Genomic DNA, 17031 nt, shown 5'->3' with positions numbered 1-17031 from the left:
CCTTTCTAAATGTCCGTGTTTGACTTAGGATTTGGTCCTAATTCTACCGGAGGAATATCTGCGAATGTGCCGCCTTCTTCTTCTAAATCGCGCATACGGTGTGCCAATCGTGAAGCTGCACAAGCTGCGATGCTCCCGACTAGATCATCTAAAAATGTATTTACCGATTCGCCCGCTTTTGTATCAAGCTTTTCAATGATCCCGATTTTTTGCTTATCCAAATGACCGAAAGTTGTTACAGCAATACTTCCATACGTAAATACTGACCCTAATGCCAAAGTTTCATCAACACCAAACAATCCTTCATCTGCCTCGATAATTGCTTGAAGCGGTGCCGACAGCAGTCTTTTTTCTGCCAGTTCGTCAAGCTCAATTCCTACTAGTACAGCATGTTGCACTTCACGTTTATTTAATACACGAACAACCGATTGAATACAGTGTTCGATTGTTAAGCCTTCATTATATGGTGATTGCATCGTAAACACGATTTCAGCAATATCTTCAATTGTTACATGACGTCGTTCCAACGCGTTATACGTAGCTTTTGTCACTTCGTCTGAATGTACACGAATATTTTTATTATGCATAAGAAATCCTCACTTCAGTTTATTTTAAGCACTCATTTTTCCCGCATTAACGGATAGTAAAAATACCAGTAAAAATACCAGTAAAAATCAGCTTCCAGTATTAGCTTGTGTTCCTGCTAACCAGGGGATGGAAAAACTCCCCACTGATTTAGGTTTCACTTTATGGCTTTCTTTATATATTACACCTTTATTTTACTATATGATACAATTTTACATACATCAAAATACAGGGGTGACAACATTGGAGAGAGGCACAGTAAAAGATGTTACTTTTTTTAGCAATGCATTAAACGAAGAGTTAGAATTACTAATTTATATTCCAGCAAATTATTCACCATTATATGAATATAACATTTTAATCGCATCCGATGGTAAAGACTATTTTCAGCTAGGGGGCATTCCGCGTCTTGCAGATGAACTGATCGATGGCTATTTAATTGAAAATACAATTATTGTTGGTGTGCCATACAAAAATTATGAAGATCGAAAGAGAAAATATACACCAGCAGGGGATCAATTTGAAGCGTATATGCGATTTTTGGCACATGAGCTCGTGCCTTATTTAGATGATGAATTTTCAACTACACAAGTCGGCGGTGGGCGTGCATTAATAGGTGATTCTATGGCTGCAACCATTTCATTAATGACTGCATTCCATTATCCAAATATTTTCGGTAAAGCTATTTTACAATCACCTTATGTAGATGAGCTTGTATTGCAGGCTGTTAAAGATGCGAAAAATGTCAATATTCTTTCGTTGTACCATATTATCGGCCTCCAGGAAGATCAAGTGGCATTAAAGGATGGTACGGTAAAAGATCTGTTAACACCGAACCGTGAGCTGCATCAAATGTTCGTTCAACATGGTATTGATACATTCTATGAAGAATTCAATGGAAATCATACATGGACTTACTGGAAACCTGATCTAAAACGTGCACTAATTGAAATTTTCGGATAATACGGTATGCTGGAAATGTTTATTCACAAATTTTTCTGTTATAATTAAAACAATTACGCCTTGGTGTGGCTGTATCTAGATTTTTTTATGCCATTTACAGGACGTCTCACAATCATTTAGCACGGTGCTATATGAAATTATTTATATTATTTTTAGGGGGTAATGAATTTGAAATACGGTATTGTTGCTTTTCCATCTAAAAAATTACAAGATTTAGCGAACACTTATCGCAAACGCTATGACCCGCATTATGCTTTAATCACACCTCATCTTACGCTGAAGGATGCGTTTGATGCGGGTGAATCTGAAATCGGAGAAATCTCCAAGCATTTGCAGGAAGTGGCATCAAGGTTTGCACCTTTACAAATTCATGCCTCTCGAATCAGTTCATTTTACCCGACGACGAATGCCATTTACTTCCGAATTGAGCCAACACCACAGTTGGAAAATATTCAAAAACTAATTCAGGAAAAGATCAACTTGGGTGCGCCAAAGCATGTGTTTATGCCGCATATTACAATTGCACAAAAAATGAGCGCTTCGGAGCATGATGATATTTATGGTCAGTTGCGTATGGTTGGAGTAGATGAAAAAGATTCGATCGATCGTTTCCACTTGCTTTACCAATTGGAAGACGGCTCATGGACAACTTATGAAACATACAAATTGACTGGAGCTGAGTAATACGTGTTTGAAGTAAAACTAGTTACAACTGAAGAAGATCGCGAACATGCATTTGCGCTACGTAAAGAAGTGTTCGTTAAAGAGCAAGGAGTTCCACTAAGTCTGGAATTAGATGAATACGATGAGAAAGCCATTCATTTCTTAGTAAATGAAGGTGAAAGTTCAATTGCTACAGCACGGCTTCGAGAAGTAGAACCGAAAGTAGGAAAAGTGGAACGCGTTTGCGTTTTGAACAACTATCGCGGTAAACGACTTGGTGCATTAATTATGGAAGCTGTTGAACAATACGCAAAGAATGCAGCTTTTGAAAAGCTTAAATTGAATGCCCAAAGCTATGCAGTTCCTTTCTATGAAAAACTGGAATACACTGTCACTTCCCCGGAATTTATGGATGCTGGCATTCCGCATCGCGCTATGGAGAAGATAATCTAATTCTTTTAATCTCATAAAAGTAGAAAAACATCCATTTTCCGCCGAAGAAAATGGATGTTTTTCGTATTGTTACGCCACTTTTTTAAGTTCCGACTTACTTCATCATTTTCTCGATTTTCGAAAAATCCAAGGATTTACCGTCTTGAATGATTGATTGGACAATTTTGTCTTCAAGTTCACTCGTAATCGGTTTATTTGCAAGACGGCTCACTTTTTTAACGATTTTTCGAACTTGTTTTTCATCCGAGAAATCTGCATACGTTAATGCATTTGCAAGCGTCATAATTTCATCGAAATCAACGCCGGTTTTGCGCTCCACTTTTTTAAAAAACGAACGATCCATAATGTTTACTTACCTCCCTTAAATAAATGCGCTACCAACGATAATAAGTAAAATAAAGAGTACAACGATCAATACGAATGTCATACTGTTATTACCGCCATAGCCTGGGGAACAACCATAATCACAACCACCTTGTTGCCAACCTTGCTGCTGCCAACCATATCCAGACATACTTATACCCCCCTTTCTATTTTGTAGTGTATGCAAACACTCAAAAAAAAGGAGGGTATTCGTCTAATCTACTTTTCCTTTAGGCTTAAATATTAATGCCGCGATAAAGCCAAACAATATCGCAGCGCTAATTCCAGAGCTTGTCACCTCGAACATACCTGTCAAGAGGCCAATCCAGCCGTGCTTTTCAGCTTCAGCCATTGCTCCATGTGTCAATGAGTTTCCAAATGAAGTAATTGGAATTGTCGCACCGGCACCGGCGAAGTTTATTAAGGCTTCATATAAATTAAGTCCATCTAAAATTGCTCCTACTACAACTAAAATGGATAAAGTATGACCAGGTGTCAGCTTTCCTACATCCATTAATAACTGACCAATTACACAAATTAATCCACCAACGACAAATGCCACTAAAAATGTAAAGCCGATTGTACTCACCCCATCCCGATTTCAATTGCATGTGCTGTGCACGGAATTGACTCACCTTGTTGAAAAGAAAGCGGCGATAAAAGTGCACCTGTTGCCACTAATAATGCGCGCTTGTAACGACCACTTTTAAATTGTTCCATCATATAGCCGCTATAGACTGCAGCAGAACAACCCGCACCACTCGCACCTGCCAAAAATGCTGTATCTTCACCGTAAAATTCTGCACCGGCATCACGGAATCTTGATAAATCTTCCTTTTTCACACCACTTTGGGCAAACATCGCAATTAAAATTTTCAATCCGATTTTCCCTAAATCACCTGTCATTATGACATCGTAATCCTCTATTGTTTGCGAACGCTTTTTTAAATGTGCCTGAATCGTATCAAATGCTGCCGGTGCCATTGCTCCACCCATATGAAATGGATCTGTTGCTCCGTAATCAATTACTTTTCCGATTGTTGCGGCTTCTACATATGGAAGTTTCGGCTGATGCTTACCAACTAATACAAATCCTGCTGCTGTTACAGTCCACTGAGCAGTTGCAGGTTTTTGACCTCCATAATCAACCGGATAGCGAAACTGGCGTTCGACCGAGTTATGCTGGCTTGAAGCACCTGCAATGGAAAAATCGCTGGCACCCAGTTCTGTCAATAAAGAAGCTATAACTATAGAAGAGACAGATGTTGCACAGGCAGAAAAAAGACCGATAAACGAAACAGCCAGTTCCCGTGCCGCAAAGTTTGTGGGTGTCATTTGATTAACTAAGTCTCCGCCCAGTAAATAATCAATATCCAAATTATTTAAATTCGATTTTTTTAATATTGTCTGACATGCATCTGAAATGAGAACGGCATTCCCTTTTTCATTCGAATCTTTTTGCAACCGTTCATCGGTTGATATTTTGTCAAAATACGTTTGAAAGACACTCCGTTTTTCCAAAGGCCCTACTACAACACCTGAAGAAAGAATGGATGGCTTTGACTGAAAAACAATTACCACGCCGCGACACCTACCGATACTAGTATTAATTTAATCAAGGTTACAAAAAAGGCCGAGACTACTCCAAATAAAATAACCGAGCCGGCAAGCTTGAACATGTTACTGCCGACACCTAATACAAGTCCTTCCGATTTCCCTTCAATTGCTGCAGAAACAACAGCATTACCGAACCCCGTTACCGGAACTGCACTTCCAGCTCCCGCAAATTGGCCTAGTCTACGATATTGTCCGAACCCAGTCAGAAGCATGGCGATAAACACCATTGTTGCCACTGTTGGGTTACCTACAGTTTTTTCCGTAAAATCAAAAAACATCATATAAAAAAAGGAAATCGCTTGTCCTACACAACAAATGACACCGCCAACAACAAATGCTTTTAAACAATTGATGGCAAGAGGCGTTTTCGGTGTAATTTGATCTTTTAATGTATTGTATTGTTGCTCTTTCAAGTTACGTTTCCTCCTTAGCAAGCTTTTTTAATGCATGCAATTCTTTCAGCATTTTTTTCTGGTCTTTTTCTTCCATTAATTTAGTCGATTCCCAAAACATTTTAAAATCTGCGGAAACATTGACTTTACTATCGGAAAATTTATCTTCCAACTTCTTTTTCCAATCTTGCTCAATTTTTTCGCGGTTCCATTTTTTCAACGGTTTTAATTGCATTGCGACAAATAATTCATCTTCAATTACTAACAGATTCGCTTGTTCAATTGCATCATCTTCCTTTAAAAGCTTTTTTATTTCCTGCTGATTCTGTACATTATCTGTCAGCTCATACGTCACAACTTTCTCACGGTCATTGCAGCCTGCAAGAATTAAAAGCAAACTCAATGTCATAAGTGCTTTCCACATAGCAGTCCCCCCTTTTGTCCATTTTTCTCCAAGTATAACCTGTCGTATTTTGAATTATTCATCGCCCAAAGAAGTTTGGTGAAACCTGTTCATTAGCCCGATTCTTTTGAGAACCGGTTCATATTATTAGTAAGAGTTAAGTAAACCGGAGGTGAAAAAATAATGGGTTGTGGAAGAGGTAATAATGATGTAGGTGGAGCAGGTGAACATCACCAATCACGTGGTTGTGTTTGTGAGGTTGTCCGTGCGATTTTAGAAATTCAAAATGCAGCAGTACAGGATGAATGCAGTCGCTGTACAACAAACTGTTTCCTAGAGCCGCTTGGTGGAATTGTTAACCCGGCTCGTAACAATGTCGACACACGTGTATTTACTTTATTAAACAAGGATGGTTCTCCATTCTTCGCTACATTCACTACAGCAGATGGCCATGATTGTCCTTGTGTATCGATTTATTTCCGTGTTGAAGATGTATTTGATGGCTGCTGTGCAACATTACGTGTTCTTGTACCACAAGATGACAAAGAACATACAGTTGATTTACTAAATGATCACGGAACAGGTATTGATTTCCGTCAAGTATGTAAAGTAACACAATTTGAAGCTTCAGACAGCTGTATCACAGTTGATTTAGATTGCTTCTGTGCTGTTCAATGTATCGATGATGTAGACCTTGGCATTTGTGACTAATTCATATGAAAAACACATCTCGCGCATATAGCGCGAGATGCTGTATTTTCTTTCATGAAAGAACTAAAAAAGAGGAGCCATTAATTTGGCTCCTCCTTTTTATAACGTATTATGAATTAACACAATCTCATTAGCTTTTATCCAGCGTTTTGTATCTTGGCAATTCAGCAATACTTGACTACCACTTATTTTATCAATTGATCCGTGTATTTTTTCACCTGATTGCAAAATAAATACCAATAACCTTGGCTCTTTCGCCGGTTTCGAAAAATAATGGAGCTGTCGTGCAATAAGGGCATTTTCAATTTTTTCAGTAGTAGGTCGTACATAAATTGATGTACTTTCTTCCTCTATTTCGACTCGTTTTTCTTGTATATAAACCGGACTTGCAATAAAAAGTAATGGGTGAATTTCCACATTCCACATCCTTTTTCATACAATATGCAAAGTCTTTTCAAATCGTGACTTACAGAATCCGGCTAATAAACGTCGATGCTAGGCCAAGATAAATAATAATACTTGTGACGTCATTCAACGTTGTAATAAAAGGTCCTGATGCAACTGCAGGGTCAACACCCAGCTTATGCATTAAAATTGGAATAAACGATCCAGCCAGTGTCGCGACAATAATCGAGCAGCAAATCGATGCCCCAACAAGCAGACCGATTATCAATGTACCTTTCCAGAAGAATATGATTCCGACAACTATGGCACCACTTACCACTCCCATAATAAGCCCTGTACTTAATTCCCGCAGGATCAGCCTGAATTTACTTTTCCCGCCAATATCACCTGTTGCAATCCCTCGTATCGCTACAGCCAATGCCTGGGTGCCACTATTACCGGATGTACCTGAAATAAGCGGAATAAATGTTGCAAGCAAGGCGACTTTGTCGAGTGTTGCTTCAAATATCCCCATAAGTCCCGATGTCAGCATACCTAAGAACAGTAAAATAATGAGCCATGGCAAACGCTTTCCTGCCGCCCGTAAAGGACCTGCATCATTATCATCCATATCCGCGATACCTGCCAGCTTGGAATAGTCGTCCTCTGCTTCTTCTTCAATAACGTCGATAATATCATCGACCGTAATAATCCCTTGAAGTTCACGGCTCTCGTTGACAACAGGAATTGCCAATAAGTCGTAGTCCTTTATCAAGTTCGCGACATTTTCCTGGTCATCCGTCACTTTTACAGCTAGGACACGTTCACTCATGATGTCTCGGACATACAAATCCCCTTCTGCAACAATCAGTTCCCTTAAAGACATGACACCAAGTAATCGATGTTCCTGATCCACTACAAAAATATAATAAATCGTTTCGGCGGTTTGGGCTTCCTGCCGCAGCACTCGCATTGCCTCACGAACCGTTGCGCTTTCAACGACCGATACATATTCTGTCGTCATAATGGCACCGGCTGTATATTCTTCGTAGCCTAAAAGCTCATTAATTTCATCGACGGTTTCTTCATCCATCATATCCAAGTAATTTTCCCGTTGCTGGGTATCCAATTCATTGAGGATATCTACCGCATTATCGGTATACATGAAGCCGAACATGGCCGCACCGTATGATGGATCCATCTCATCTAAGTAAGTTTTATATTCATCGTCTTCAATTTCAGTTGTTTCAAAAATGATGGCCATTTCCTGAGGAGACAAGTAACGATAAATAATTTGCCGTATATCCGGGCCCACCTCTTCGTAAAACTGTGCTTGATCATATGGATGGAGTACAAGGAAATGTTCACGGAACGACTCGATGTTTTCTTCATCAAGCAGCATTCGTAAAAACGCTTCATCGTACTGGACTTCATCATTTTTTTCCTCTATCATGCTTGCCCCCTCCTTTCGACTTTTCATAACGAGTTATTTTATGATTAATTGCTATCCCTCGTCAAGGCTAATTACGTTTTACCATAACTTTTTCGTATCACGTAAATTCCTTCTCAACAGTATATTCCCAATTTCCCTAAAAATAAAAGATGCCAATGAAATCTTGGCATCTTGCATTAGTTAATCAATGTAGAAATCTCTTCTGGCAACTTGCTTTCAAAGTGTACTCTTTCTTTCGTTAACGGGTGTTCAAATTCAATGTAGCGGCAATGGAGTGCCTGGCGGTTAATTAATGTATGATTACCTCCATATAATTCATCCCCTACTAATGGATGGCCAATATAAGCCATATGAACACGTATTTGATGAGTTCTTCCCGTATGGAGCTTCAGACGAATATGTGTCATATTATTTTTGCGTGTTAGCACAGTTACATCCGTATGGGCAAATTGCCCGTTTGGACGTACTTCACGCTCAATAATGCTCGTATCTTTCCGTCCGATCGGAGCAATGATGGATTGCTGAGCTTGTTCAATGATACCTTCTGCAACTGCTTCATATTCACGGTGAATTTGTCCCTTTTTTTGCTGTTCACTCATTAAATGATGGATATGACGATGCTTCGCTATAAGCATCAACCCGGATGTATCGCGGTCAAGTCTTGTCACGATATGAACAGTGGAAGCAAGCTGCTGCTGTTCAAAATAGCCATATACAAGGTTTGCAAGCGAATTATTCGGGTGTTCCCGGGAAGGAATCGAACTCATGAAGGCCGGTTTGTCGACAAGAAGCACTGCCTCGTCCTCATACACAACAGCTAATTCTCCTTGTACGGGAATCAGTCCTTCACTTGCTTCTTCTACCGGGAAAATAATCGTCACAACATCGCCTTCTGCCAAACGATGCCGCACATTTCTTTCTTCTCCGTTAACCAAAAGTGCCCCACCATCAAATTTAATGGCGGTTAATGCACGCTTTGAAATGCCCCAGTGAGCAATTGCATCTCGCAAAAGCTCCTGATCGACCGTATTGATAAATTGTAATTGAAATCGTTTATCCATATACCCTCATTCTATTCATTCGAGATAAATGAATCGTGCACACGTTCCCAAAACGGGAATGGTCTGAAACGTGCAAACCGCACTTTTTCATTTGCCACATTAAAAGTAATCGATTTTACATCGGTTTCCGTCATGCTAATATGATCGACCGTCATATTAAATTGCTGCTCATGTACGGGTTTTAATACACAGTTATGGTGTGCCGGCAATACTAAAGAAGATCCGACCGTCCGGAAAACGCGGTTATTGATCGATGCCATTTCTGTTATTTGCAAAGCCTGCAATGTCGGGTGAATAATCGCTCCGCCCAGCGCCTTATTGTATGCTGTACTGCCCGACGGTGTCGAAATACATAAGCCGTCTCCACGGAAGCGCTCAAAATGCTCGCCGTTCAGTTCCACATCCATTACAAGCGTTACGTCCGGCGATTTAATCGTTGCTTCATTCAGCGCAAGAAACGTACTGGATTCGGAATGCTGGCGATGAACCTGCACTTCCAATAACGGATATTCCACGACATTGTATTCCTTTTTGGCAATCGACAATACTAACTTTTCTAGCTCTGAAGGTTTCCAATCGGCATAAAAGCCTAAATGGCCTGTATGGATCCCGACAAATGCTGTTTTATCCAAACGGTGCAAATAGCGGTGGAAAGCATGCAATAATGTTCCATCGCCGCCAATCGAAAGAACAATTTCCGGCTCTTGTTCATCAAATTGTAAACCGAAATCAATTAAATAAGATTTTGCGAGCTCCATCAATTCATTTGATTGGTCATCTCTGCGTGATTGTATTGAAAACTTCATTATTTGTCACGCTCCTCTTTGTCAGTTGACTTATGGATAGCTGTATTCGTTGCTTCTTTCACTTCACTGAAATATGCCTGTGCCTCTTGAATTTCACTTCTAATTGAGGACATTTCTTCATCTAATCGGAATGCTGCTTCAGCTGCGCTTTGCAGTCGATTTTTTATTTCTTCAGGGAAAATCCCTTTATACTTGTAGTTCATGGAATGTTCAATTGATGCCCAGAAGTTCATCGCTAATGTACGAATTTGTATTTCTGCCACAACTACGATGCGACCTTGAATCGTTTCTACCGGATACTCAATAATCATATGGTGTGAACGATAGCCACTCGGTTTACTATGTGTAATATAATCTTTTTCCTCGATAACTTTCATATCATTACGCTGACGGATCAGTTCGGTTACTGTTGCTATATCATCAACGAACTGACACATAATCCGTACACCGGCGATATCTTGCAATTCATTTCCTAAACGCGCAGTCGGTTCGAATGGTATCCCTTTATCAAGCGATTTGTCATATATACTAGCAAGTGGTTTTACACGACCTGTCACAAATTCAATCGGCGAATTGGCACTCATAATACCAAATTGCGAACGCATTCCTTTTAATTTTATTTTAAGTTCATCCACAGCTTGTCGATATGGACTCAAAAATACTTCCCACTGCCCCAATTTAAAAACCCCCCAACTAGAAATAGTTCATACCTGTCACACTATTTCATCAACACGTTGTTTCAAACAATTATACTTCTTGTAGACGAGAAATACACATTTCACACCTAAATCACGTGAAATGACCGTTTTTCTTGTGATAATTAAGTTTATTACTATTTATTCAAGAATTCGGCAAATGCCTTTTCGATATTATCAACAAATTGATCTCCATAGTTGCTGTTGCCTTCAATATTATAAAGCAATCCTTGTAATTCATCAGCAAATTGTTGAAGCGGCAGCAGACCATCTTCCACTTTCAAGTATGTTTTTTGCTCTGCCAATAACATTTGTAATAGTTGCGGCCATACATTTTTTGAAAAGCTAATATAACTGTATGCCTCATTTTCTTCTATGATATAAAGAAACGCCTCATTATCCGAATCGACGATCACTTGCCCTGTCGATTGCAATTGGCTAAGTTGTTTCTTTTCATTTAAAATAAAATAGATTTCATTATGTACTACTTCAACATGATCAATTAAATATACGTTTCGCAATGAATTAATCTCCTTTTTCTTTTCATCACCGGAAAATGTCGGATGATAAAATTGATGATTCATCTACCCTTCACATTTTACCATAGGACACTCATTTGGTGCAGAAACGTTTAATTCTTTCAGCCATTGGATTTAATTGAAAACTATTACTAAAAAGGACGATGAAAATGACACAGCAAATTGAAATAGAATTCAAGAATATACTAACAAAGTCACAGTATGAACAGCTTCTTGAAACATTCTCCATAAAAAGCGAACAAATTATTCGTCAAGTTAACCATTACTTTGATACAAAAGAAAACCATCTAAAACAAATTCACAGCGCTCTTCGAATTCGTGTCGTGGAAGATTCGATTGAATTTACGTTAAAAGAAAAAGCTTCCAAACACCAGCATCTAGAAACGACAGATTATTTAGCACGTGAGGAAGCAGATCGTATGCTGGCCGGTGATGGAGTGCCCCCGTATTCTGTAAGCGAAAGACTGGCGTTATTTAATATTCCGGTTGGCGATTTGCACTGTTACGGTACATTGACGACCGACCGTGTGGAAATCCCATATAAAGGTGGTTTGCTCGTGTTTGACCATTCTTTCTATTTGCACTGCGACGATTATGAGGTAGAATATGAGACACATGATGAAGCAGTCGGAAAAGAAATTTTCTCCGAATTTTTGGCACATCATGAAATTGAGCCACAGCCTGCGCAAAAGAAAATTGTGCGCTTTATGACGGCTTTAAACAATCAGAAAGGCTAGGTGCTGTGATGGATATTTCATCAATGAAAACATTGCTTGAACTTCAGGCAATGCAGAATTTAAATACATCCAATCAGTCAAGCGCAAGTGTATTATCATCATCTACGTCGACTTTATTTTCCGATTTAATGAGCGACATTTTAGGCGGACAATCTTTATCAAGTTCGCTAACTGGACTTGGTGATGTGAGCACTTTCCAGCAGTTAACGGATTCCGAACAAACTTCTAATTCGCAGCAGCAAAACTCGGCTGCTCAAAACTATATCGCAACATTTTTGTTGAATAATTCAACTAACTTAACGAATTTACCGGGTACATTCAACAGCCTTTCAGCAAGTAATGAAACATCCACAATTGAACAGTATATGACGGATTTTACAAGAAAGACCGATGTAGCAAATTTCTTTGCCGGTGCTGAAACTTATCAAGCAGAAATTGCTGCTGCCGCTAAGAAATACAATTTACCTGAAAAACTGATTACTTCCGTTATTAAACAGGAGTCGAACTTTAAAGCATCTGCCACTAGTGCTGCCGGTGCATCCGGTTTAATGCAGCTCATGCCTGCAACTGCGCGCTATTTAGGGGTGTCTGATCGTTTTGACCCTGCCCAAAATATTATGGGTGGCGCAAAATATTTACGCCAAATGCTCGACCAGTTTGATAATAATGTGGAAACAGCGCTTGCTGCGTACAATGCAGGTCCTGGAAATGTAAAAAAATACGGAGGTATCCCTCCTTTCCAAGAAACTCAAAACTATGTCAAAAAAATAATGAACTATATGAATGTGTAAATTATTTATAAATAGCGGTGAACTTGTCGTGAAAATTTGAAGACGAAAGCCAAAAGGGATTTTGAGATTTTATTGTTTATGCTCCTGAAATGCTGTATTTTGGATTAGTTGGAAAATCGTTGTGAACACCTATTAAATCAATAATTCCACCGTTCTGATAATAGATGTGAAACGCCCTTCAAATTTTTTGGCAGGGCACTTTATTTGTTAAAATGGCCCTACGTTGCTAGAATGATTGTATCGCCTAAATGAAATTTACATTACTTACATGACATTCATATTTCATATACTGGCAAAGAAAGACACAAAGGAGTATAACTAATGAATCGAAAATATACGATTCCTTATGAGGAACTCGGTGCTGAAAAGCTTTCTGAATTAATTAACGCGTTCTACTCTCGAGTGGCGAAGCATCCTTTATTAATTCCTATTTTTCCTGAAGATCTGACGGAAACAATTCGTAAACAAATACAATTCCAAACGCAGTATCTTGGGGGGCCTAACCTTTTCTCTGAAGAACATGGTCATCCAATGATGCGTGCTAGACATATGCATTTTAAAATTACACCCGATCGTGCCCAGGCATGGCTTGAATGTATGGCAGAGGCGATGGACGAAGTGGGCTTGGACGGGAAATTCCGTGAAGTTTACTATAAGCGTCTCGTAATGACTGCTCACCATATGGTCAACGCCCCAAATGATGAGGAGGGATTTGAGTGAATAATATCCAACTTTTACAGCAACCTGTTGCACCATCCACATGTAATAAACCGATTGAGCTTTACATTTTTATTGACCCCCTTTGCGAAAAAGCATTATCTCTTCAAACGACAATGCGTAAACTGCAAGTAGAATATGGTCATTACTTTACATGTCGATATGTCCTTAGTACGGAACTCTCTGCTCTCAACAGCATGACGAGCCGGATGAAAGGCTGTGTTTCCGGAGCGGAATTGGATATTACACATCCAGCATTACCTTCAATTGCAATTAAAGCGGCTGAACTTCAAGGAAAGCGAGCAGGTTTCCGCTATTTAAACAAAGTTCAGGAAGTAGCGACACTTAATACACGCAATATCAATTCCCATGCGACGTTAATTGAAATCGCACAGCAAGTTAACCTGGATATGGATGAGTTCGTGTCCGACTTTGGTTCAAAAGAAGCAGCTCGCGCCTTCCAATGTGATTTATACTTAACACGTGAAATGGAAGTTGAAGAAATTCCAAGCATCGTATTTTTCAATGAGTGCATTGAAGATGAAGGCCTGAAAGTAAGCGGTTCTTATAATTATGAAGTTTACGAGCATATTTTAGCAGAATTGCTAGGAGAAGAATTAATTCGCCAACCGGTTCCCGCATTAGACGAGTTATTCGATCGATTCAGCACCCTTACAACAGCTGAAGTAGCCGAAATCTACTCAATCAATGAACAACTGGCAGAACGTGAATTAAAGAAACGTATGCTACAGCAAAAAGTAGAACGCATCATGACCGACGAAATTACACTATGGCGTGCAAAAGAACGCACGACCTACTAAATAATTTATAAAACGCACTTATACAATATTTTCACCAGCTATGCATTCATGCAGGCTGGTTTTTTTATGTTTTTCTGCAGGATATTTGAAATTCAATAAGTACAATAGAGTTTTTTGATGATATGAGGATAGACATAGGTAAATTTGCCCCTGTGTTCGTTCAGGCCATCGTGAAAGGAGAACTTGCTAGCCTAAGTCAGGTGGAATGCGGAAGCAATTGTGAGGGATTTAGAGGCGTTTTGGATGAAGTGCAGTAATCTTTATTTTATTCGCCGTTTGGATTGGAAAAGTAGAATGTTCTCCTTGGAATGTGGAAAAGTTCGAATGAAATGTAGAAAGTATTTCTGTTTATGTAGAACACTCCTCCTTTATTTACCTTTTCGATCGAGAAAGGAGAATCGTCCGAGGTGAATGGAGAACATTTGCCCTGAAATGTGGAAAGTTTCAAGCTTAAGTAGATTGCTCCGTCTATATTCGCCTTTTGGATTGGAAAAGTAGAATCTTTTGAGGTGAAAGTAGAATGTTGCTCCTAGTATGTAGAAACTTTTCATCGGAATGTAGAACACTTGCCTGATTAAGTAGAACGCCCTCCCCCATTAAACCCGAATACACGAATAATGGAGAACAAAAACAAAAGAGGCGCCTTATTCTCGAGAAATAAGACGCCTCTTTTTCACAAAGGGGATGGGAGAAATGTTCACGTTCAAACAAAGGGGTGTATGTTTGTTATGTGATTTATTTCACGAGTATTACTCTATCATGGAATAATATTTCTTGCAATGTATCTTTCACAATTTCACAAATTCGTCATATAGTAAGCGTTTCCAAGCGAAGTAATGAGGTTTAAAGTAAAATGTCATAAATTCTTCTTTAATTATCTGCCTTAAACGCCGATATATCAACACTCAGAAAGCCTTTTCTTCTAACTATAACCGTTAAAAAATCCTCATCAAACTTTACCCAAACAAAGTAAATTTCCATTTTTTCAAGCAAAAAACGCACCTGAAACAGATGCGTTTTCACAAACTATTAATTATTCAATAATAATTTTTCAAGCTCTTCTAGCTTCTCTTCGAATACTTTACATGCCAATGCGATCGGTTCCGGAGATTCCATATCTACACCTGCAGCTTTTAATACTTCAATCGGGAAGTCCGAGCAGCCTGCTTTCAGGAAGTTGTTAATATAACGCTCAACTGCCGGTTCGCCTTCTTCTAAAATTTGTTTAGATAATGCTGTTGCGGCTGATTGACCTGTTGCATACTGATATACGTAATAGTTGTAGTAGAAGTGTGGAATACGCGCCCATTCCAGACCGATTTCTTCGTCTACTGTCATTGCATCACCAAAGTATTGTTTGTTTAAATCGTAATAAATCGATGTTAATTTTTCCGATGTGATCGATTCGCCTTTTGCATCTAATTCGTGAATCATATGCTCAAACTCAGCGAACATTGTTTGACGGAATACCGTACCGCGGAAACCATCCAGCCATTGATTTAATAAATAGATTTTCTGCTTATCATCATCCAATGTTTTCATTAAGTGATCAAATAATAGTTCTTCGTTACACGTTGAAGCCACTTCCGCAACGAAAATCGAGTAATCTGCATATTGATACGGCTGGTTGGCACGTGAATAATAACTGTGCATCGAGTGGCCGAATTCATGTGCCAATGTATAAAGGTTATTCACATTATTTTGCCAGTTCATTAAAACATACGGATTTGTACCGAACGTTCCAGAAGAGTAGGCACCGCTGCGTTTCCCTTTGTTTTCAAGCACGTCTACCCAACGGCTTTCCAGACCTTTTTGGACGATTTCCTGATATTCTTTACCAAGTGGTGCAAAGCTATCTACCATCGTTTTCTTTGCTTCGTCATATGTTACTTCCATTTTCACTTCTTTAACAAGCGGTGTAAACAGATCGTACATATGCAGCTCATCTACACCAAGTACTTTTTTGCGAAGCTCTACATAACGGTGTAATGCCGGTAAGTAATCATGGATTGTTGAAACAAGCTGGTCATACACTTTTTCAGGGATGAAGTTATTGCTTAATGCTGCATGGCGCGCAGAATTGTAATTACGAACTTTTGCATTAGCATTATGCGCTTTTACATTCCCAGCTAAAGTTGTCGCAAATGTATTTTTATATTGGCCGTAAGTTTTGTAAACGGCTTTAAATGCTGCCTCACGTACTTCACGATTGTCGCTTTCAAGCATTGTAATATAGTTACCGTGCGTAATTTGTACTTCTTCTCCATCTTCCCCTATAATTTTCGGGAATTCCAAATCCGCGTTGTTTAAAGCGCTGAATGTTTTGCCAGCTGTCGATGTCACTTCAGAAAATTGTGCCAGCAACTCTTCCTTTTCAGCAGATAAAATATGAGGACGGCCCAAGTTTAGTTCTTTTAGGCTTTGTTCATATAGTGAAAGTGGTTCATAACTTTCCACATAGCTGTTTAAAGTCGCTTCATCCAATGCCAAAATTTCAGGTGTAATAAATGACCACGCTGCTCCTGCATTTGTAAGAACAGAGCGAATACGACCATCAAGATCCTGGTATTTACTATTCGTCGTATCCTGATCATGCTTCAAATGAGAATATACATATAACTTGCTCAGACGCTCGTATAATGCATCGCTAAACTGCAATGTATTGTATAAGCTTTCCGCGCTATCTGCTACTTTCCCTTTATAATCCGAAGCTTTTTTTGATAATTGTTCCACTTCTTTCAGTTCAGCTTCCCAAGCTTCATCGGATTCAAAAATTGTTGTTAAATCCCATGTTAATTGCTCAGGTACTTCTTCACGCGTTAAAATTTGCTTTGCCATTTATTTGCCTCCTACTATTCCGATATTCGAAATTATAAA

The 17031-nt window shown here is 39.2% G+C and carries 22 protein-coding genes; 8 read left to right on the top strand and 14 right to left on the bottom strand.

Annotation, left to right across the window (positions count from 1 at the left end; translation table 11 throughout):
* Positions 1 to 5: 5 nt before the first annotated feature.
* On the bottom strand, positions 6 to 587 hold the full coding sequence (locus AC6CH1_RS01575; protein ID WP_251689681.1) for a phosphatidylglycerophosphatase A family protein: 582 nt from the start codon (positions 585 to 587) through the stop codon (positions 6 to 8).
* 241 nt (positions 588 to 828) lie between these two features.
* On the opposite strand from AC6CH1_RS01575, the gene AC6CH1_RS01570 reads away from it, so the two are divergent.
* The 3 genes from AC6CH1_RS01570 to AC6CH1_RS01560 all read left to right on the top strand — a co-directional run bounded on the left by AC6CH1_RS01570 (position 829) and on the right by AC6CH1_RS01560 (position 2664).
* A complete protein-coding gene (locus tag AC6CH1_RS01570; protein WP_251689683.1) occupies positions 829 to 1548 on the top strand; it encodes an alpha/beta hydrolase in 720 nt (239 codons plus the stop codon).
* A 168-nt stretch (positions 1549 to 1716) separates the two neighbouring features.
* On the top strand, positions 1717 to 2232 hold the full coding sequence (locus AC6CH1_RS01565; RefSeq protein ID WP_251689685.1) for a YjcG family protein: 516 nt from the start codon (positions 1717 to 1719) through the stop codon (positions 2230 to 2232).
* A gap of 3 nt (positions 2233 to 2235) precedes the next feature.
* Complete coding sequence (locus AC6CH1_RS01560) at positions 2236 to 2664, top strand: GNAT family N-acetyltransferase (protein WP_498316171.1); 429 nt, start codon at positions 2236 to 2238, stop codon at positions 2662 to 2664.
* Positions 2665 to 2758: 94 nt separating this feature from the next.
* Here the strand turns inward: AC6CH1_RS01560 and AC6CH1_RS01555 are convergent, their stop codons facing one another.
* From AC6CH1_RS01555 to AC6CH1_RS01530, 6 genes are all read right to left on the bottom strand, one after another.
* Positions 2759 to 3007: a stage VI sporulation protein F gene (locus AC6CH1_RS01555; RefSeq protein WP_008403555.1), complete on the bottom strand. Its 249-nt coding sequence runs from the start codon at positions 3005 to 3007 to the stop codon at positions 2759 to 2761.
* 18 nt (positions 3008 to 3025) lie between these two features.
* Positions 3026 to 3178 carry a YjcZ family sporulation protein gene (locus tag AC6CH1_RS01550; RefSeq protein WP_079524800.1) on the bottom strand — a complete coding sequence of 51 codons (153 nt, stop codon included), beginning with the start codon at positions 3176 to 3178 and terminating at the stop codon, positions 3026 to 3028.
* Positions 3179 to 3241: 63 nt separating this feature from the next.
* Positions 3242 to 3616, bottom strand: a complete 375-nt coding sequence (gene spoVAE / locus AC6CH1_RS01545) for a stage V sporulation protein AE (RefSeq protein WP_079524798.1) — start codon at positions 3614 to 3616, stop codon at positions 3242 to 3244.
* Positions 3613 to 4608, bottom strand: coding sequence for a stage V sporulation protein AD (locus tag AC6CH1_RS01540; RefSeq protein WP_498316170.1), 996 nt, complete (start codon positions 4606 to 4608; stop codon positions 3613 to 3615). The genes spoVAE and AC6CH1_RS01540 overlap by 4 nt, the downstream gene beginning before the upstream one ends.
* Positions 4602 to 5057: a stage V sporulation protein AC gene (gene spoVAC / locus AC6CH1_RS01535; RefSeq protein WP_251689690.1), complete on the bottom strand. Its 456-nt coding sequence runs from the start codon at positions 5055 to 5057 to the stop codon at positions 4602 to 4604. Before spoVAC ends, AC6CH1_RS01540 begins: the two co-directional genes overlap by 7 nt.
* Before the next feature lies 1 nt (position 5058).
* A complete protein-coding gene (locus AC6CH1_RS01530) occupies positions 5059 to 5460 on the bottom strand; it encodes a YhcN/YlaJ family sporulation lipoprotein (RefSeq protein ID WP_251689692.1) in 402 nt (133 codons plus the stop codon).
* 162 nt (positions 5461 to 5622) lie between these two features.
* On the opposite strand from AC6CH1_RS01530, the gene AC6CH1_RS01525 reads away from it, so the two are divergent.
* Positions 5623 to 6150 (top strand): CotY/CotZ family spore coat protein, encoded by a 528-nt coding sequence (locus tag AC6CH1_RS01525; protein ID WP_427711177.1) that lies wholly within the window; start codon positions 5623 to 5625, stop codon positions 6148 to 6150.
* A gap of 99 nt (positions 6151 to 6249) precedes the next feature.
* On the opposite strand, the gene AC6CH1_RS01520 is transcribed toward AC6CH1_RS01525, so the two are convergent.
* From AC6CH1_RS01520 to AC6CH1_RS01495, 6 genes are all read right to left on the bottom strand, one after another.
* Positions 6250 to 6576, bottom strand: a complete 327-nt coding sequence (locus AC6CH1_RS01520; protein WP_498316169.1) for a 4-diphosphocytidyl-2C-methyl-D-erythritol kinase — start codon at positions 6574 to 6576, stop codon at positions 6250 to 6252.
* Positions 6577 to 6616: 40 nt separating this feature from the next.
* On the bottom strand, positions 6617 to 7987 hold the full coding sequence (gene mgtE / locus AC6CH1_RS01515; RefSeq protein WP_427711181.1) for a magnesium transporter: 1371 nt from the start codon (positions 7985 to 7987) through the stop codon (positions 6617 to 6619).
* Positions 7988 to 8163: 176 nt separating this feature from the next.
* Positions 8164 to 9048, bottom strand: a complete 885-nt coding sequence (locus tag AC6CH1_RS01510) for an RluA family pseudouridine synthase (protein ID WP_498316168.1) — start codon at positions 9046 to 9048, stop codon at positions 8164 to 8166.
* Between the two features lie 11 nt (positions 9049 to 9059).
* Entirely contained in the window at positions 9060 to 9854 is a 795-nt protein-coding gene (locus tag AC6CH1_RS01505) for an NAD kinase (RefSeq protein WP_079524781.1), read from the bottom strand.
* Positions 9854 to 10531 (bottom strand): GTP diphosphokinase, encoded by a 678-nt coding sequence (yjbM, locus tag AC6CH1_RS01500; protein WP_251689702.1) that lies wholly within the window; start codon positions 10529 to 10531, stop codon positions 9854 to 9856. Before yjbM ends, AC6CH1_RS01505 begins: the two co-directional genes overlap by 1 nt.
* Before the next feature lie 155 nt (positions 10532 to 10686).
* On the bottom strand, positions 10687 to 11133 hold the full coding sequence (locus tag AC6CH1_RS01495; RefSeq protein ID WP_498316167.1) for a UPF0738 family protein: 447 nt from the start codon (positions 11131 to 11133) through the stop codon (positions 10687 to 10689).
* Between the two features lie 104 nt (positions 11134 to 11237).
* Here AC6CH1_RS01495 and AC6CH1_RS01490 point away from each other — a divergent pair, with 104 nt between their 5' ends.
* The 4 genes from AC6CH1_RS01490 (at position 11238) to AC6CH1_RS01475 (ending at position 14154) form a co-directional block, all read left to right on the top strand.
* The gene (locus AC6CH1_RS01490) at positions 11238 to 11825 is read left to right on the top strand and encodes a CYTH domain-containing protein (protein WP_251689705.1); all 588 of its coding nucleotides are present in this window, start codon (positions 11238 to 11240) and stop codon (positions 11823 to 11825) included.
* Positions 11826 to 11833: 8 nt separating this feature from the next.
* A complete protein-coding gene (locus tag AC6CH1_RS01485; RefSeq protein WP_285848815.1) occupies positions 11834 to 12616 on the top strand; it encodes a lytic transglycosylase domain-containing protein in 783 nt (260 codons plus the stop codon).
* Between the two features lie 321 nt (positions 12617 to 12937).
* Complete coding sequence (locus tag AC6CH1_RS01480; protein ID WP_008403570.1) at positions 12938 to 13336, top strand: globin domain-containing protein; 399 nt, start codon at positions 12938 to 12940, stop codon at positions 13334 to 13336.
* Positions 13333 to 14154 (top strand): DsbA family protein, encoded by an 822-nt coding sequence (locus AC6CH1_RS01475; protein ID WP_008403571.1) that lies wholly within the window; start codon positions 13333 to 13335, stop codon positions 14152 to 14154. The genes AC6CH1_RS01480 and AC6CH1_RS01475 overlap by 4 nt, the downstream gene beginning before the upstream one ends.
* Before the next feature lie 1029 nt (positions 14155 to 15183).
* Here AC6CH1_RS01475 and pepF read toward each other — a convergent pair.
* Complete coding sequence (pepF, locus tag AC6CH1_RS01470) at positions 15184 to 16992, bottom strand: oligoendopeptidase F (RefSeq protein ID WP_498316166.1); 1809 nt, start codon at positions 16990 to 16992, stop codon at positions 15184 to 15186.
* Positions 16993 to 17031: the final 39 nt, after the last annotated feature.

The organism is Solibacillus sp. GQ1 (genome assembly GCF_059758555.1).
The sequence above is the reverse complement of the archived record's forward strand: the minus strand, read 5'-3'. Positions and strand labels throughout refer to the sequence as shown.

Excerpts from the sequence above, each read along its gene's own strand:
- AC6CH1_RS01575 (WP_251689681.1), bottom strand. The coding sequence starts at position 587 with ATGCATAATAAAAATATTCGTGTACATTCAGACGAAGTGACAAAAGCT.
- AC6CH1_RS01555 (WP_008403555.1), bottom strand. The coding sequence starts at position 3,007 with ATGGATCGTTCGTTTTTTAAAAAAGTGGAGCGCAAAACCGGCGTTGAT.
- AC6CH1_RS01550 (WP_079524800.1), bottom strand. The coding sequence starts at position 3,178 with ATGTCTGGATATGGTTGGCAGCAGCAAGGTTGGCAACAAGGTGGTTGT.
- AC6CH1_RS01530 (WP_251689692.1), bottom strand. The coding sequence starts at position 5,460 with ATGTGGAAAGCACTTATGACATTGAGTTTGCTTTTAATTCTTGCAGGC.
- AC6CH1_RS01525 (WP_427711177.1), top strand. The coding sequence starts at position 5,623 with ATGGGTTGTGGAAGAGGTAATAATGATGTAGGTGGAGCAGGTGAACAT.
- AC6CH1_RS01520 (WP_498316169.1), bottom strand. The coding sequence starts at position 6,576 with ATGTGGAATGTGGAAATTCACCCATTACTTTTTATTGCAAGTCCGGTT.
- mgtE (WP_427711181.1), bottom strand. The coding sequence starts at position 7,987 with ATGATAGAGGAAAAAAATGATGAAGTCCAGTACGATGAAGCGTTTTTA.
- AC6CH1_RS01510 (WP_498316168.1), bottom strand. The coding sequence starts at position 9,048 with ATGGATAAACGATTTCAATTACAATTTATCAATACGGTCGATCAGGAG.
- AC6CH1_RS01505 (WP_079524781.1), bottom strand. The coding sequence starts at position 9,854 with ATGAAGTTTTCAATACAATCACGCAGAGATGACCAATCAAATGAATTG.
- AC6CH1_RS01495 (WP_498316167.1), bottom strand. The coding sequence starts at position 11,133 with ATGAATCATCAATTTTATCATCCGACATTTTCCGGTGATGAAAAGAAA.
- AC6CH1_RS01490 (WP_251689705.1), top strand. The coding sequence starts at position 11,238 with ATGACACAGCAAATTGAAATAGAATTCAAGAATATACTAACAAAGTCA.
- AC6CH1_RS01485 (WP_285848815.1), top strand. The coding sequence starts at position 11,834 with ATGGATATTTCATCAATGAAAACATTGCTTGAACTTCAGGCAATGCAG.
- AC6CH1_RS01480 (WP_008403570.1), top strand. The coding sequence starts at position 12,938 with ATGAATCGAAAATATACGATTCCTTATGAGGAACTCGGTGCTGAAAAG.
- pepF (WP_498316166.1), bottom strand. The coding sequence starts at position 16,992 with ATGGCAAAGCAAATTTTAACGCGTGAAGAAGTACCTGAGCAATTAACA.